This window comes from Pseudomonas inefficax, assembly GCF_032164165.1.
Taxonomy (GTDB): Bacteria; Pseudomonadota; Gammaproteobacteria; order Pseudomonadales; family Pseudomonadaceae; genus Aquipseudomonas; species Aquipseudomonas inefficax.
Window position 1 is genome coordinate 1,922,259 of the sequence record NZ_CP134401.1, and the last position, 14,788, is coordinate 1,937,046.

The 14,788-nt window shown below is 64.3% G+C and carries 14 protein-coding genes; 9 read left to right on the forward strand and 5 right to left on the reverse strand.

Going from position 1 to position 14,788, the window contains the following annotated elements; translation table 11 throughout:
* The first annotated feature begins 9 nt into the window (after positions 1 to 9).
* Positions 10 to 213 (forward strand): DUF2788 domain-containing protein, encoded by a 204-nt coding sequence (locus tag RIN61_RS08630; protein WP_013974331.1) that lies wholly within the window; start codon positions 10 to 12, stop codon positions 211 to 213.
* Between the two features lie 137 nt (positions 214 to 350).
* On the opposite strand, the gene RIN61_RS08635 is transcribed toward RIN61_RS08630, so the two are convergent.
* The 4 genes from RIN61_RS08635 to RIN61_RS08650 form a co-directional block, all read right to left on the reverse strand.
* Positions 351 to 989 carry a pseudouridine synthase gene (locus RIN61_RS08635; protein ID WP_313856739.1) on the reverse strand — a complete coding sequence of 213 codons (639 nt, stop codon included), beginning with the start codon at positions 987 to 989 and terminating at the stop codon, positions 351 to 353.
* 6 nt (positions 990 to 995) lie between these two features.
* Positions 996 to 2,459 carry an AMP nucleosidase gene (gene amn / locus RIN61_RS08640; RefSeq protein ID WP_112253604.1) on the reverse strand — a complete coding sequence of 488 codons (1,464 nt, stop codon included), beginning with the start codon at positions 2,457 to 2,459 and terminating at the stop codon, positions 996 to 998.
* 215 nt (positions 2,460 to 2,674) lie between these two features.
* On the reverse strand, positions 2,675 to 4,327 hold the full coding sequence (locus tag RIN61_RS08645) for an acyl-CoA dehydrogenase family protein (RefSeq protein WP_207877231.1): 1,653 nt from the start codon (positions 4,325 to 4,327) through the stop codon (positions 2,675 to 2,677).
* A 197-nt stretch (positions 4,328 to 4,524) separates the two neighbouring features.
* Positions 4,525 to 6,513 carry a sensor histidine kinase gene (locus RIN61_RS08650; RefSeq protein WP_215520462.1) on the reverse strand — a complete coding sequence of 663 codons (1,989 nt, stop codon included), beginning with the start codon at positions 6,511 to 6,513 and terminating at the stop codon, positions 4,525 to 4,527.
* 265 nt (positions 6,514 to 6,778) lie between these two features.
* Between RIN61_RS08650 and RIN61_RS08655 the strand changes: the two genes are divergently transcribed.
* The 4 genes from RIN61_RS08655 (at position 6,779) to RIN61_RS08670 (ending at position 10,315) form a co-directional block, all read left to right on the forward strand.
* The gene (locus RIN61_RS08655) at positions 6,779 to 7,576 is read left to right on the forward strand and encodes a hydroxymethylpyrimidine/phosphomethylpyrimidine kinase (protein ID WP_112253607.1); all 798 of its coding nucleotides are present in this window, start codon (positions 6,779 to 6,781) and stop codon (positions 7,574 to 7,576) included.
* 13 nt (positions 7,577 to 7,589) lie between these two features.
* Positions 7,590 to 8,213 carry a thiamine phosphate synthase gene (gene thiE / locus RIN61_RS08660; protein WP_313856745.1) on the forward strand — a complete coding sequence of 208 codons (624 nt, stop codon included), beginning with the start codon at positions 7,590 to 7,592 and terminating at the stop codon, positions 8,211 to 8,213.
* Positions 8,214 to 8,228: 15 nt separating this feature from the next.
* Positions 8,229 to 9,512: a glutamate-1-semialdehyde 2,1-aminomutase gene (gene hemL, locus RIN61_RS08665; protein ID WP_112253609.1), complete on the forward strand. Its 1,284-nt coding sequence runs from the start codon at positions 8,229 to 8,231 to the stop codon at positions 9,510 to 9,512.
* Between the two features lie 257 nt (positions 9,513 to 9,769).
* Positions 9,770 to 10,315 (forward strand): tetratricopeptide repeat protein, encoded by a 546-nt coding sequence (locus tag RIN61_RS08670; RefSeq protein WP_112253610.1) that lies wholly within the window; start codon positions 9,770 to 9,772, stop codon positions 10,313 to 10,315.
* Between the two features lie 4 nt (positions 10,316 to 10,319).
* Here the strand turns inward: RIN61_RS08670 and RIN61_RS08675 are convergent, their stop codons facing one another.
* Complete coding sequence (locus RIN61_RS08675; protein ID WP_181457389.1) at positions 10,320 to 10,646, reverse strand: DUF1820 family protein; 327 nt, start codon at positions 10,644 to 10,646, stop codon at positions 10,320 to 10,322.
* 249 nt (positions 10,647 to 10,895) lie between these two features.
* Between RIN61_RS08675 and RIN61_RS08680 the strand changes: the two genes are divergently transcribed.
* Genes RIN61_RS08680 through lnt form a run of 4 tightly spaced genes read left to right on the forward strand, consistent with a single transcriptional unit; the run spans position 10,896 to position 14,751 of the window.
* Positions 10,896 to 11,894 carry a PhoH family protein gene (locus RIN61_RS08680; protein WP_112253612.1) on the forward strand — a complete coding sequence of 333 codons (999 nt, stop codon included), beginning with the start codon at positions 10,896 to 10,898 and terminating at the stop codon, positions 11,892 to 11,894.
* A complete protein-coding gene (gene ybeY, locus RIN61_RS08685) occupies positions 11,887 to 12,360 on the forward strand; it encodes an rRNA maturation RNase YbeY (protein ID WP_133975639.1) in 474 nt (157 codons plus the stop codon). The genes RIN61_RS08680 and ybeY overlap by 8 nt, the downstream gene beginning before the upstream one ends.
* 25 nt (positions 12,361 to 12,385) lie before the next feature.
* On the forward strand, positions 12,386 to 13,225 hold the full coding sequence (locus RIN61_RS08690; protein ID WP_046613214.1) for a CorC family transporter: 840 nt from the start codon (positions 12,386 to 12,388) through the stop codon (positions 13,223 to 13,225).
* Between the two features lie 8 nt (positions 13,226 to 13,233).
* Positions 13,234 to 14,751 carry an apolipoprotein N-acyltransferase gene (gene lnt, locus RIN61_RS08695; protein ID WP_112253614.1) on the forward strand — a complete coding sequence of 506 codons (1,518 nt, stop codon included), beginning with the start codon at positions 13,234 to 13,236 and terminating at the stop codon, positions 14,749 to 14,751.
* The last annotated feature ends 37 nt before the right edge of the window (positions 14,752 to 14,788 follow it).

Below are 14,788 nucleotides of genomic sequence, written 5' to 3' on the forward strand. Positions count from 1 at the left end.
AGAACACCGATGGATCCCGCCGTATTCGAAGAGTGGATGATGATCATCCTGGTCACCGTGTTGATCGGTTTCATGGGTTTCATCGTCTGGGACCTGGCGAAAAAGTCCAAGGCCGGGCGGTTCGGGACGCTGATCCTGTTCTTCGTGCTGGGGCTGGGGGTGCTGGCCTTTATCATCAAGAGCGTGGTGGTGGGGTTTCTCGAAGGGGTGTAAGGCTTAAGAAAGCCGGGAGCGCTTTGCGCTCCTTTCGCGACACAAGGCCGCTCCCTACAGGGATCGCACAATGCCTGAGTTTGCGCTGCACCTGTAGGAGCGGCCTTGTGTCGCGATGGGCCGCAAAGCGGCCCCCGCTAACGCTGCAACTTCGCCGTGACTTCGCGCCAGCAGCCCTGCTCCAGCCCATCCAGCGCCCAGTCGCCAATCCGCACCCGCACCAGGCGCAAGGTCGGCAACCCCACCGCCGCCGTCATCCGCCGCACCTGGCGGTTACGCCCTTCGCGAATCACCAGCTCCAGCCAGCTGGTCGGCACGCTTTTGCGAAAACGCACTGGCGGGTTGCGCGGCCACAGCGCCGGCTCGTCCAGGCGCCGCGCTTCGGCTGGCAAGGTCGGCCCATCGTTCAGTTCCACACCATCGCGCAAGCGCTGCAACTGCTCCTCGCTCGGCTCCCCCTCCACCTGAACCCAGTAAGTCTTGGCGAGCTTGTGCTTCGGGTCGGCAATGCGCGCCTGCAGGCCGCCATCGTTGGTCAGCAACAACAGGCCTTCACTGTCGCGGTCCAGCCGCCCAGCCGGGTACACGCCGGGGATGTCGATGTAGTCCTTGAGCGTCGCGCGCCCGTCGCCGTCGCTGAACTGGGTAAGCACATCGAACGGTTTGTTGAACAGGATCAGGCGCGGCTCGGCCGGTGGCGTCTTGGGCTGGCGACGCAGGCCGGTGGCAGGCCGCGCCTGGGGGCGGCGCGGCTTGGAACGGGGTGGCAGTGACATGGATCCTCAGCGGAACGGCGGCTCATCGAAACTGCGCAGTTTACGCGAGTGCAGCGAGTTGAGCTCGGTGCGCAGCAGGTCGAGGGCAGCAATGCCGATCTTCAGATGCTGGCTCACCGCCCGGTTATAGAAGGCGTTGGCCGAACCCGGCAGCTTGATCTCGCTGTGCAACGGCTTGTCGGACACACACAGCAAGGTGCCGTACGGTACGCGCAAGCGGTAACCCTGGGCGGCAATGGTACCGCTTTCCATATCCACCGCCACGGCACGCGACAGGTTGATCAACGGCCGCTCCTGGGCCCAGCGCAGCTCCCAGTTGCGGTCGTCGTAGGTCAGCACGGTGCCGGTGCGCAGGCGCTTCTTCAGCTGTTCGCCACGCTCGCCGGTGACCTGCGCGGCGGCTTCCTGCAAGGCCAGCTGCACTTCGGCCAGGGCCGGAATCGGAATGTTCGGCGGCACCACCCGGTCGAGAATGCCGTCACGGCGCATGTAGGCATGTGCCAGCACATAGTCGCCGATGGTCTGCGACTGCCGCAGGCCGCCGCAGTGGCCGATCATCAGCCAGCAATGCGGGCGCAGCACGGCCAGGTGGTCGGTGATGTTTTTGGCATTGGACGGGCCGACGCCGATGTTGACCAGCGTGACGCCGTCGCCGTCGGCGGCGATCAGGTGATATGCCGGCATCTGGTAGCGGTGCCAGACCACGCTGGCCACCAGGGCCTGGGTTTCACCGTGGTCCATGCCCTTCTCGATCACCACGTTGCCCGGCAGCACCATGCGCACGAAGCGCGGGTCGTCACGCAACTGGTCGAGGCCGTGGCTGATGAACTGGTCGACATAGCGATGATAGTTGGTCAGCAGGATCCACGGCTGCACATGACGCCAGTCGCTGCCGGTGTAGTGCACCAGGCGGCGCAGCGAGAAGTCGACCCGCGCGGCATCGAACAGCGCCAGTGGCAGGGTTTCGGTACTGTCCCAGTCATACAGGCCGTCGGCGATGTTGTCGGTGGCAGCCGACAGGTCGGTGCTGGGGAACACCCGCGCCAGCTGCGCGGCGGTGATGCCGCTGCCGGCCAGCTCGTCGCCCTGGTCGACCACGTAGGGGTAAGGGATGTTCTGTTCGCTGACGCCGACCTCTACCGTGACGGTGTAGTCGTGCATCAGCGGGCGCAGTTGTTCCAGCAGGTAGCCACGGAAAGCAGCCGGCTGGGTGATGGTGACGCTGTAGGTACCGGCCACCTGGACCTTGGCGTAGGCCCGCGTGGTGGCGGCGACTTCGCCGTGGCTGTAGTAGGTCAGGCGCAGCGCCGGGTAGCGGAACAGGTCGCGCTCTTCGACGCCCGGCTCGGTACGGTCCTTCAGGTAACGCTTGAGGGCCTGGCTAAGGGCCCCGGTGGCCTGGTCATGCAGGGCCGCCAGACGGTCGACGGCCTGTTCGGGGGTATCAACGACTACAAAAGCTTGGCTCACACTGTGCTTCCTGTCTGGACATGCATGTGAACCATCTTGCCTGCCTTCTTGGCTAAATACACCCCCATTGATCGGTGTTAATCAGCAGGCCAGCGCTGGTCCCTGTAGGAGCGGCCTTGTGTCGCGATAGGGCTGCAAAGCAGCCCCGGCAATTTGTGCATCTGCGCTGATCCCCTGGGGCTGCTTCGCAGCCCTATCGCGACACAAGGCCGCTCCTACAGGTCCTGTGCTGGCGTCGCCCTGGCCACCAATGCCTCCACATCCACACCCCGCGGCAACGCCCCATACACGCGCCCGCCGCCGGTCAAGCGGCTGTCGATGAACGCATCACTGACCGCCGCATTGCCCGCCTCCAGCAACAGCTTGGCCTGCAGCGCCAGGGCAATATCCTCGGTCAGCTGCCGCGCGCGGTACTGCATGTCGCCAGTGTCGGCAAACGCCCCCTTGAGGTTGCCGATGTGCGCCGCCAGGCGCGGGTCCCCGTGCCCATCGCCCAGCTCGGCGAACAGTGCATCAAGCACGCCCGGCTCCTTGGACAAGGCCCGCAGCACGTCCAGGCACTGCACATTGCCCGAGCCTTCCCAGGTCGAGTTCACCGGCGCTTCGCGGTACAGCCGTGGCAGGATGCTGTCTTCCACATAACCCGCCCCGCCCAGGCACTCGGCTGCCTCGTTGATCATCGCCGGCGCGCGCTTGCAGATCCAGTACTTGCCCACCGCCGTGACCAGCCGGGCGAAATGCGCCTGCTGCGGGTCTTCCAGCTGCTCCAGCGCCTGCCCCATGCGCAGGCTCAGGGCCAGCGCGGCCTCGCTTTCCAACGCCAGGTCGGCCAGCACGTTCTGCATCAACGGCTGCTCGTTCAGCAGCCGCCCGCCAACCTTGCGGTGCGCGCAGTGGTGGGCCGCCTGGGTCAGCGCCTGGCGCATCAGGGCGCTGGAGCCGACCATGCAGTCGAAGCGGGTCATGGCCACCATTTCGATGATGGTCGGCACGCCCCGCCCTTCTTCCCCGACCATCCACGCCAGGGCGCCGCGCAATTCCACCTCGCTGGAGGCGTTGGAACTGTTGCCCAGCTTGTTCTTCAGGCGCTGGATATAGAACTGGTTGCGGCTGTCATCCGGGCGGTGACGCGGCAGCAGAAAGCAGCTCAGGCCTTTTTCGGTCTGGGCCAGGGTCAGAAAGGCATCGCACATTGGCGCCGAGCAGAACCACTTGTGCCCGACCAGCTCGTAGGCCTGCCCCGGGCCAGCGGCGCCGACCGGATAAGCGCGGGTGGTGTTGGCCCGTACATCGGTGCCGCCCTGCTTCTCGGTCATGGCCATGCCCAGGGTGACTCCGGCCTTGTGACGGTCGCCGACGTTACGCGGGTCGTACTCGCAGGCGAGGATTTTCGGCAGCCAGTATTCGGCCAGTTCGGGTTGCAGCCGCAGCGCTGGCACGGCAGCGAAGGTCATGGTCAGCGGGCAGCCGGTACCGGCCTCGGCCTGGCTGTGCAGGTAGGTCATCGAAGCCCGCGCCACATGGGCGCCTGGGCGGGGTTCGGCCCATGGCAGCGACGGCAGGCCGTGCTCGACGGCGGTGCGCATCAGTTCGTGGTAGGCAGGGTGGAACTCGACCAGGTCGATGCGATGGCCGTAGCGGTCGTGGCTGCTGAACTCCGGCTTGTGCGCATTGGCCAGGAAGCCCGCCTGCATCAGCGGGCCGCCGGCCAGGGCACCGTAGGCATCGATCCGCGATTCGGCCCAACCCGCACCGAAACGCCGCGACCATTCCTGTAGCGGCAGGTCGAGGCGGTACAGGTTGGCACCGTCGAGGGGCGGTGGCTGGTTGGTGACTTCGTGGGTTTCAGCGTACTGGTGCAGGTTCATCGGGGGCTCCTGGATCCGGGTAGCTTGAGAGACCCAGTGAAGCACTCTGTACGAGTCAGTCAAAGTGGCATTAATGACTAAACATGTGGCGGGGGCATGGCTTTGGGTTGCAGCGGGGCTGAGAGGGGTTCGCCGTGAGGGATCTACCAGACGCTGCAATTGTCGTGGCGAGCACTTAGCGCATAAAACCCAACTCTCTAAAGCAACCGTCGCGCCTGCAGAACATTCGATTCCATCTGCACCTGCGCAATAGCCATGTTCAAACTCAACTCGAACCGGCTCCCCAACCCCCGCGTCGACTCATGCGACAACCGCGCCCCCAGCAATTCCCCCATCTGCCGGCAAATCGACAATCCAATCCCCAGCCCGCCATAGCGCCGGGTCATCGAGCCATCGACCTGGAAGAAGCGCTGGTACAGGGTCGCCTGGTCGAGGTCATCGAAGCCGATACCGCTGTCGCTGACCATGAAGGTCAGCGCCAGGTCGTCAGGCCCCACCCGGCGCCCGCGCACCTGGATCATCACCCCGCCCTGGTGGGTGAACTTCAAACCGTTGTCCACCAGGCACCCCAGGCAGCGGGCCAGCTTCTGAGCATCGCCCAGCAACCCGTCCGGCACATCGGCCGGGATGTCCAGGCTCAAGTACAAGCCTTTGCCCAAAGCCTGCCCGGCATAACCGGCACGCACGCCCTGCAGCAGGTCACGCAGGCTGAACGGCGCCGGCTGCGCGCGCAGGCGGCCGGCCTGTAGTTCGGACAGGGTAAGAATGGCATCGACCATATCCATCATGCCCTGGGCCGACCCCACCGCCGTGCGGTGGTACTGGGCCATCTCGGCCTCCATCGGCAGGGTCTGCATCAGCTCCAGCGAGCCGATCACGCCATTCATCGGCGTACGCAGTTCATGAGTCACGCTGGCCAGGAATTCGTCTTTCAGACGATTACTCCTGGCCAGTTGCAAGTTCAGTTGCTCCAGCGTGCGCCCCGTGTCACGCAAGGTCTGGGCCTGCTGCTCACGCAGGCTGTTGATGCGGTCGGCCAGCGCCAGCGACAGCAAGGCCACCTCCAGCGCCGACCCCAGCTGGCTGGCATACATGGTAATGAACACGTTCGGCAGGTAGCCCAGCACCATCAAGGTGTTGACCAGGCCACCGAGCAAGAACGCCGTCCAGGCGATGATGAACCAGCGTGCCACGCGCAAGCCACGCCACCAGGCATACAGACCGGCACTGAAGATGCTCACGGTAAATAGCAACGCCAGCACCGTGGCCATGCGCAAAGCGACACCGTAGGGCATGGTCACCGCCAGCACCATGACCAGCGCGCCACCCAGCATCAGCAGTTGCAGCAGCCGGTCGAAACCACGGCTGATGCTGCCCAGTTGCAGGAAGTGCCGGGCGAACTGGCAGCCGAACAGGCCAGCGGCACCGATGAACAACGGCGTCGAAGCATTCGCCCACCACGGGCTGTCCGGCCAGAAGTAGGCCACACCGGCGCCATTCACCGACACCTGGTACAAGCCGAACGAAGCGATATAGAGGATGTAGTAGAGGTAGCTGACATCGCGCACGCTGAGGTAGATGAACAGGTTGTACACCAGCATCACCAGCAACACGCCGTAGATCATCCCCAGCACATACAGGCGCGTGGGCTGCTCCTCCATATAGGCCTGGGCGGACCACAGCGCCAGCGGCGCCTGCACCGAGCCCTGGCTGTGCAGGCGCAGGTAGGCGGTGGTCACCTGGCCAGGCGGCAGCTGCAGTTCGAACAGGTAGTTGTTCTGCAGGATCTGCCGGCTTTGGTAGGGCAAGGCGTCGCCGGTGCGCCGGGCCAGGCGGTAACTGCCACTGCTGTCGGGCAGGTACAGCTCGAGGTGGTCCAGCGGCGGGTAGGCCAACTCCAGCAGCCATTGCCGTGGGGCGGCGCCGGGTGCGGCGACAGGGCGCAGTTCGACCTTGAGCCAGAACACCGAGGTGGAGTAACCGGCGTTCAGCACGTCTTCATGGTGGGGGCGAAAATGCTTGGCGAACCCAGGGGCAGTGACCTGGGCGATGCTGGCACTGCCATCGAGGTCTTCATAAACCTGCATGGCCTTGCCCAGCGGAAGATGCCGGGTAGCGTCGTCGAAATCGACTGCCCCGGCCAGCATGGGCAGCAAGCCCAGAAGCACAATCAGCAAATAGCGCATACAGCCCCAGCATGGCCTGTCCAGTCGAGTCGCGGTTGCCTCCCATCCGTTTGAGACGACACGATCCGGCAGAACCCGTTTGTAGAGTTATCCGAGCACTCTAGCATAGCTTCGCAACCTGGCAATCGACCACATCCAAACACAAAGAAAAGGCTCTAAATCGGCGCTTACAGAAAGAAATCCGACAGAAACCTGACCTATTGATCAACAAAACTCGTTTGTAGGACGATCCGCCCAAACGGGATTGGTGGTAAGCTCGCCGACCATGAATACCTACAGCTCCCGCCCCGTTGTCCTCTGTCTCTCCGGCCACGACCCCAGTGGCGGCGCCGGCCTGCAGGCAGATATCGAAGCCCTGATCGCCCAAGGCTGTCACGCCGCACCCGCAGTGACCGCCCTGACCGTGCAGGATACCGTCAACGTTTCCGACTTCCGCGTGCTCGACCGCGAGTGGGTGCTGGCCCAGGCCAACGCCGTGCTGGCCGACTCTACGGTGGCCGCCGTCAAGCTGGGCATGCTCGGTTCGATCGAGATGGTCGACACCGTCGCCGAACTGCTGGCCGCCCACCCGCATCTGCCGCTGGTCTGCGATCCGGTGTTGCGTGCCGGTGGTGGTGGCCGACTGGGCAAGGACGAAGTGGGCTATGCCCTGCGCGAACGCCTGCTGCCGCTGGCAATCATCGCCACGCCGAACCTGCCCGAAGCCCGCATCCTTGCCGAACTGCCCGAAGGCACCGCCGACGAGTGTGCCGAGAAACTGTTGCCGTTCTGTAGACACCTGCTGATTACCGGTGGTCACGGCGACGAAGACGAAATTCACAACCGCCTGTACAGCCGCGACGGCCAGCGCCACACCTGGACCTGCCAGCGACTGCCGGGCAGCTACCACGGCTCGGGCTGCACCCTGGCCAGCGCCCTGGCCGGCCGTCTGGCCCTCGGCGAGCAGCTGGAAAGCGCCGTCCGCAGTGCCCTGGACTACACCTGGCGCACCCTGCGTGACGCCGAACAGCTGGGCAAGGGCCAGTTCGTGCCGCGCCGCCTGCCGCTGGATTTCTGTTCCTGACACGAGGCCTCCAATGAAGCTACGCGGTCTGTACGCCATCACCGACAGCCAGCTGCTCGCTGGCCGTTTCCTGTCCCATGTCGAAGCGGCACTGGAAGGCGGCGTGTGCCTGCTGCAGTATCGCGACAAAAGTGACGACGCGGCGCGGCGCCTGCGTGAAGCCGAAGGGCTGCTGAAGCTTTGCGAGCACTATGGCACCCAGCTGCTCATCAACGACGACGCCGAACTGGCCGCGCGCCTTGGCGTCGGCGTGCATCTGGGCCAGACCGACGGCCCGCTGACCCCGGCCCGCGCCCTGCTCGGCCGCCAGGCAATCATCGGTTCCACCTGCCACGCCAGCCTCGAACTGGCCGTCCAGGCTGCCAGCGAAGGCGCCAGCTACGTGGCCTTTGGCCGCTTCTACAATTCCGTCACCAAGCCGGGTGCACCCGCTGCCAACATCGAACTGCTGGAGCAGGCCCGCGCCCAGGTGAAACTGCCGATCGCGGTGATCGGCGGTATTACCCTCGACAACGCCGCCCCGCTGGTCGCCCATGGCGCCGACCTGCTGGCGGTGATCCACGGCCTGTTCGGTGCCGACAGCGCGCAGGAAGTCACCCGCCGCGCCCGCGCCTTCAACGCCTTGTTCGCATCCTGATTCGAGAGAACCCCCATGTCCCGTTCCGAAGCCCTGTTCGCCCAAGCCCAGAAGCACATCCCCGGTGGCGTCAACTCGCCGGTCCGCGCTTTCAAGAGCGTTGGCGGCACGCCGCTGTTCTTCAAGCATGCCGAAGGCGCCTACGTCGTTGACGAGGATGACAAGCGCTACGTCGACTACGTCGGCTCCTGGGGCCCGATGATCCTCGGCCACGGCCACCCGCAGGTACTGGACTCGGTACGCAGGCAGCTGGAGCACGGCCTGTCCTATGGTGCCCCGACCGCCATGGAAACCGAGATGGCCGATCTGGTCTGCTCGTTGGTGCCGTCCATGGAGATGGTACGCATGGTCAGCTCGGGCACCGAAGCCACCATGAGCGCCATCCGCCTGGCCCGTGGCTACACCGGCCGTGACGCCATCATCAAGTTCGAAGGCTGCTACCACGGCCACTCCGACAGCCTGCTGGTAAAAGCCGGCTCCGGCCTGCTGACCCAGGGCGTACCGAGCTCGGCAGGCGTGCCGGCGGACTTCGCCAAGCACACCCTGACCCTGCCGTTCAACGACATCGCCGCCGTCGAGAAAACCCTTGCCGAAGTCGGCCAGTCCGTAGCCTGCATCATTGTCGAGCCGGTAGCCGGCAACATGAACTGCGTACCACCGGCGCCAGGCTTCCTCGAAGGCCTGCGCGAGCAGTGCGACAAGCACGGCGTGGTGTTGATCTTCGACGAAGTGATGACCGGTTTCCGCGTTTCGCTCGGCGGCGCCCAGGGCCACTACGGCATCAACCCGGACCTGTCGACCTTCGGCAAGATCGTCGGCGGCGGCATGCCGGTCGGTTGCTTCGGCGGCAAGCGTGAAATCATGGGCTGCATCGCCCCGCTCGGCCCGGTGTACCAGGCGGGCACCCTGTCGGGTAACCCGCTGGCCATGGCCGCCGGCCTGACCACCCTGAAGCTGATCAGCCGCCCGGGCTTCCACGCCGAGCTGACCGACTACACCAGCCGTATGCTCGACGGCTTGCAACAGCGCGCCGATGCCGCTGGCGTGCCGTTCGTCACCACCCAGGCCGGTGCCATGTTCGGCCTGTACTTCAGCGGTGCCGACGACATCGTCACCTTCGAAGACGTGATGGCCAGCGACGCCGAGCGCTTCAAGCGCTTCTTCCACCTGATGCTCGATGGTGGCGTGTACCTGGCGCCTAGCGCGTTCGAGGCTGGCTTCACCTCTATCGCCCATGGCGAAAAAGAGCTGCAGATCACCCTGGATGCGGCTGAAAAGGCCTTTGCAGCCCTGAAGTAATTGTCAGCCCATACCGGCCCTTTCGCGGGCTCGCCCGCTCCCACAGGTTCTGCACCAACCTTGAAGATGGTGCGATCCCTGTGGGAGCGGGCACGCCCGCGAAGAGGCCGGCACAGGCAACAAATACCCATGCACAATCAGCTGACTTCCCCAACCAAGCAGAAAATCGAGTAAAACTTTGTAAGGTTGGCGCTGCTTATCCCATAATGTGCCACCAGAGACATTGGCCGCAGCTTTGCAGAGGTAAGTCGATCCCCATGAACCGCACCGGCCGCGCCCTGACCCTGGGCTGCCTGTTGCTTCTTCAGCCCCTGCTGGCCCTGGCAGAGGGCGGTAACTCGTTGCTGATTCCGGCAACGGGCCGCTGCACCTTGAATGTCCAGCCCGAAGACCTGGCAAACGCCCTCAAGGCTTGTGAGCAGACGGCTACCACGGGGGATGCCCAGGCGCAATTCGAACTGGGCGAGTACTACTACACGCAAACGCCGAAAAATCTGGGCAAAGCCCTTAACTGGTTCGAAAAGGCCTCGCTGCAAGGCCATGCCGAGGCCCAGTATCGCCTGGGCGCCATGTTCTTCCGTGGCGAAGGGGTCAAGGCCAACAATGTGCAGGCCTACATCCTGCTGAAGATGGCCGCGGTCAACGGCGCCGAGGATGCGCTGGACATGGCCGACGAAGTGACCGAGCAGATGCCCCGCGACGAGCTGGAGCATGCCACCCAGGTGCTCGGCCAGATTTTCCGCAAGTACCTGCTGGAGCTGCAGAGCGCCGAAGGGCGCACACCGTTCTCGCCACTGCCCTGAGTGGTCACTTTTCCGGCATCGGCATGGGGAACGGCATCACGTTGCCGCCGCCCTTGGCTTCGCTGATCTTCGCCGTGCCCAGGCGTTCCACCTCGTCGATGCGCACGATAGAGTGCATCGGCACGAAACTGCGGATCACCCCCTCGAACTGGCTCTTGAGCTTCTCCTCGCTTGGGTCCACTACCAGCTGCGAGCGCTCGCCGAACACGAACTCCTCGATCTCCAGGAACCCCCATAGGTCGCTCTGGTAGATCTGCTTGGCATACATCTCGAAGACCTGCCCCTGGTTGAGGAAGATCACTTTATAGATGGCAGGTTCGGGTTTGCTCATGTTCGGGGGATAACACATGCGTAAGAAAAGGCCGGCATCATAGCAGTGCCGGCCTCTTCGCGGGTGAACTCGCTCCCACAGGTTCTGCGCAGCCCGCAGGAACCGTGCAATCCCTGTGGGAGCGGGTTTACCCGCGAAGGGGCCAGAACAGGCCACACATACCCTTGATCGTTTCAGTGCTTTCGCCACTGCCATTCAAGGGTTATTCTTGAGCTCACATCCATTGCCGTCGAGCGGCTAAAAACGACCTTGAACGCACCCATAGAACCCCATCGTTTCATCCTCGAACCCTTCGAGGCCCACCGCTTCGCCAACTTGTGCGGCCAGTTCGACGAGCACCTGCGCCTGATCGAACAGCGCCTGGCCATCGAGATCCGCAACCGCGGCAATCAGTTCGAGCTGATCGGCGAACCCAAGACCACCTCCGCTGCCGAGCAGTTGCTGCGCCGTCTCTACCGCGAGACCAAGGCCAGCGATCTGTCCCCGGAAACCGTGCACCTGTACCTGCAGGAATCGACCGTCGAGAACATCGACAACCCGGCCGTCAACGAGGTCAGCGTGTCGCTGCGCACGCGCAAGGGCAACATTCGCCCGCGCGGGGTCAACCAACAGCGCTACGTCAAGGAAATCCTGGCCAACGATATCAACTTCGGCATCGGCCCGGCCGGTACCGGCAAGACCTACCTGGCCGTGGCCTGCGCCGTGGACGCGCTGGAGCGCGAACAGGTGCGCCGTATCCTGCTGGTGCGCCCGGCGGTCGAAGCGGGCGAAAAGCTCGGCTTCCTGCCCGGCGACCTGGCCCAGAAGATCGACCCGTACCTGCGCCCGCTGTACGACGCCCTGTACGAAATGCTGGGCTTCGAACACGTGGCCAAGCTGATCGAACGCCAGGTGATCGAGATCGCCCCGCTGGCCTACATGCGTGGCCGTACCCTGAACAACAGCTTCATCATCCTCGACGAGAGCCAGAACACCACGCTGGAACAGATGAAGATGTTCCTTACCCGTATCGGCTTCGGCTCCACCGCGGTCATCACCGGCGACATCACCCAGGTCGACCTGCCCCGTGGCACCAAGTCGGGCCTGGCGCATGTCATCGAGGTGCTGAAGGACGTTCCGGGGATCAGTTTCACCCACTTCCAACCCAAAGATGTGGTTCGTCACCCACTGGTGCAGCGCATAGTCGAGGCCTACGACCGCTTCGATGCCCGCCAGGCCAAGCCCGAGGCGCCCGGCAAAGATGCTTGAACTCGATATTCAACGGGCCACGGATGCTGCCGCCCCGGATGACACCGCCTTTCGCCGCTGGTGCGAACTGGCCCTGCGCCAGCGCAGCGCCGATTCGGAAATGACCATTCGCCTGGTCGACGAGGCCGAAGGCCGCGAGCTGAACCACACCTACCGGCACAAGGACTACGCGACCAATGTGCTGTCGTTCCCGGCCGACGTCCCCGACGACCTGCTCGATATCCCGCTGCTGGGCGACCTGGTGATCTGCGTGCCGGTGGTCGAGCGCGAAGCCGCCGAACAGGGCAAGTCGCTGGAAGCGCACTGGGCACACCTGGTCATCCACGGTTGCCTGCACCTGCTCGGCTACGACCACATCGAGGATGAGGAAGCCGAGGAAATGGAAGGCCTGGAACGGGAATTGCTGGCAGAACTGGGTCATCCCGACCCGTACGCCGACGATGAAACCGACACCCTCACACACTGATACACGAAGGATCACGAGAACCGCCATGAGCGAAGATCGATCGAGCAACGGGCAGAAGTCCTGGCTGGGTAAACTGACCCAGGCTTTTGCCCATGAGCCGAAAAACCGCCAGCAACTCCTTGAATTGCTGCGCGAAGCCCATCAGAACAAACTGCTGGACAGCGAAGCGCTGACCATCGTCGAAGGCGCCATCCAGGTGGCCGACCTGCAGGTTCGCGACATCATGGTGCCGCGTTCACAGATGATCAGCATCAAGGCCAGCCAGTCGCCCCGGGAGTTCCTGCCGGCGGTGATCGACGCCGCGCACTCGCGCTACCCGGTGATCGGCGAAAGCCACGACGATGTGCTCGGTATCCTGCTCGCCAAAGACCTGCTGCCACTCATCCTCAAAGAGAACGGCGACAGCTTCAACATCAAGGACCTGCTGCGCCCGGCCACTTTCGTGCCCGAGTCCAAACGCCTGAACGTGCTGCTGCGCGAATTTCGCGCCAACCATAACCACATGGCCGTCGTCATCGACGAGTACGGCGGCGTGGCCGGCCTGGTCACCATCGAGGACGTGCTGGAGCAGATCGTCGGCGACATCGAGGACGAGCACGACGTCGAGGAAGACAGCTACATCAAGCCGCTGCCCAGCGGTGACTTCCTGGTCAAGGCGCTGACCCCGATCGAGAACTTCAACGAGTTCTTCGACAGCGAATTCTCCGATGACGAGTTCGACACGGTCGGCGGCCTGGTGATGAGCGCCTTCGGTCACCTGCCCAAGCGCAACGAAACCACCGAGATCGGCCCTTACAAGTTCCGTATTCTCAATGCCGACAGCCGGCGGATACACTTGCTGCGCCTGACACCGATCACCCGTTAAGGACAAACATGCGTTGGATCACCCGCCCCGGCTGGCCCGGTAACCTGCTGGCCCTGGCGGCCGGTGCCTCCACCCTCCTGGCCCTGGCGCCGTTCGACATCTGGCCATTGGCCGTGTTGTCCATCGCCCTGCTCTACCTCGGCCTGCGCGAGCTCAGCCCGCGCCAGGCCATGTGGCGTGGCTGGTGGTTCGGCTTCGGCCTGTACGGTGCCGGCACCTGGTGGATCTACGTCAGCATGAACACCTACGGCGGCGCCTCCCCGCTGCTGGCGATCCTGCTGCTGCTGGCGTTCTTCGCCGCCCTGGCCTGGTTCTTCGCCCTGCCCACCTGGCTGTGGGCACGCTGGTTGCGGCGGACCGAAGCACCACTGGCCGACGCCTTGTGCTTTGCCGCTCTGTGGCTGCTGCAAGAGGCCTTCCGTGGCTGGTTCCTGACCGGTTTCCCCTGGCTCTATGCCGGCTACAGCCAACTGGACGGCCCGCTGGCCGGCCTGGCACCGCTGGGCGGCGTGTGGCTGATTTCCTTTGCCCTGGCCCTGACCGCTGCGCTGCTGTGCAACCTGCACCGCCTGCAAGCCCGCCCCTCGTTCCTGGCGGTGGGCTGCCTGCTGTTGCTGGCCCCTTGGGTGCTGGGCCTGGTGCTCAAGGGCCATGCCTGGACCAAGCCGGCGGGCGACCCGTTGAAAGTGGCGGCCATCCAGGGCAACGTAGAGCAGGACCTGAAATGGGACCCGGCGCACATCGACGCACAACTGGCGCTGTACCGTGACCTGAGCTTCAGCTCCAGGCCGGTAGACCTGCTGGTGTGGCCGGAAACCGCGGTTCCGGTGCTCAAGGACCAGGCCCAGGGCTATATCGATGTGATGGGCCGGTTCGCCGCCGAGCGGCATTCGGCGCTGATCACCGGCGTGCCGGTGCGGGAAGTGGTGCACCACCAGCGCCGCTACTACAACGGCATCACCGTCACCGGTGAAGGCGATGGCACCTACCTCAAGCAGAAGCTGGTGCCGTTTGGCGAGTACGTTCCGCTGCAGGACATGCTGCGTGGCGCCATCGAGTTCTTCAACCTGCCCATGTCGGACTTCGCCCGCGGCCCGGAAGACCAGCCGCTGTTGCAGGCCAAGGGCTACCAGATTGCGCCTTACATCTGCTACGAAGTGGTCTACCCCGAATTCGCTGCTGGCCTGGCGGCCCGTAGCGACCTGCTGCTGACCATCAGCAACGACACCTGGTTCGGCACCTCGATCGGCCCGTTGCAGCACCTGCAGATGGCACAGATGCGGGCGCTGGAAGCCGGGCGCTGGATGATCCGCGCCACCAACAATGGCGTGACCGCGCTGATCGACCCGTTTGGCCGCATTACCACGCAGGTACCACAGTTCCAGCAGGCGGTGCTGTATGGCGAAGTGGTGCCGATGCAGCAACTGACGCCGTACCTGCAATGGCGGTCGTGGCCACTGGCAATTGTCTGTGCATTGCTGCTGGGTTGGGCGTTGCTGGCCGGGCGCATTGCCAAGACTGTCTGATGATGTAGCCTGCACCGGCCTCTTCGCGGGTAAACCC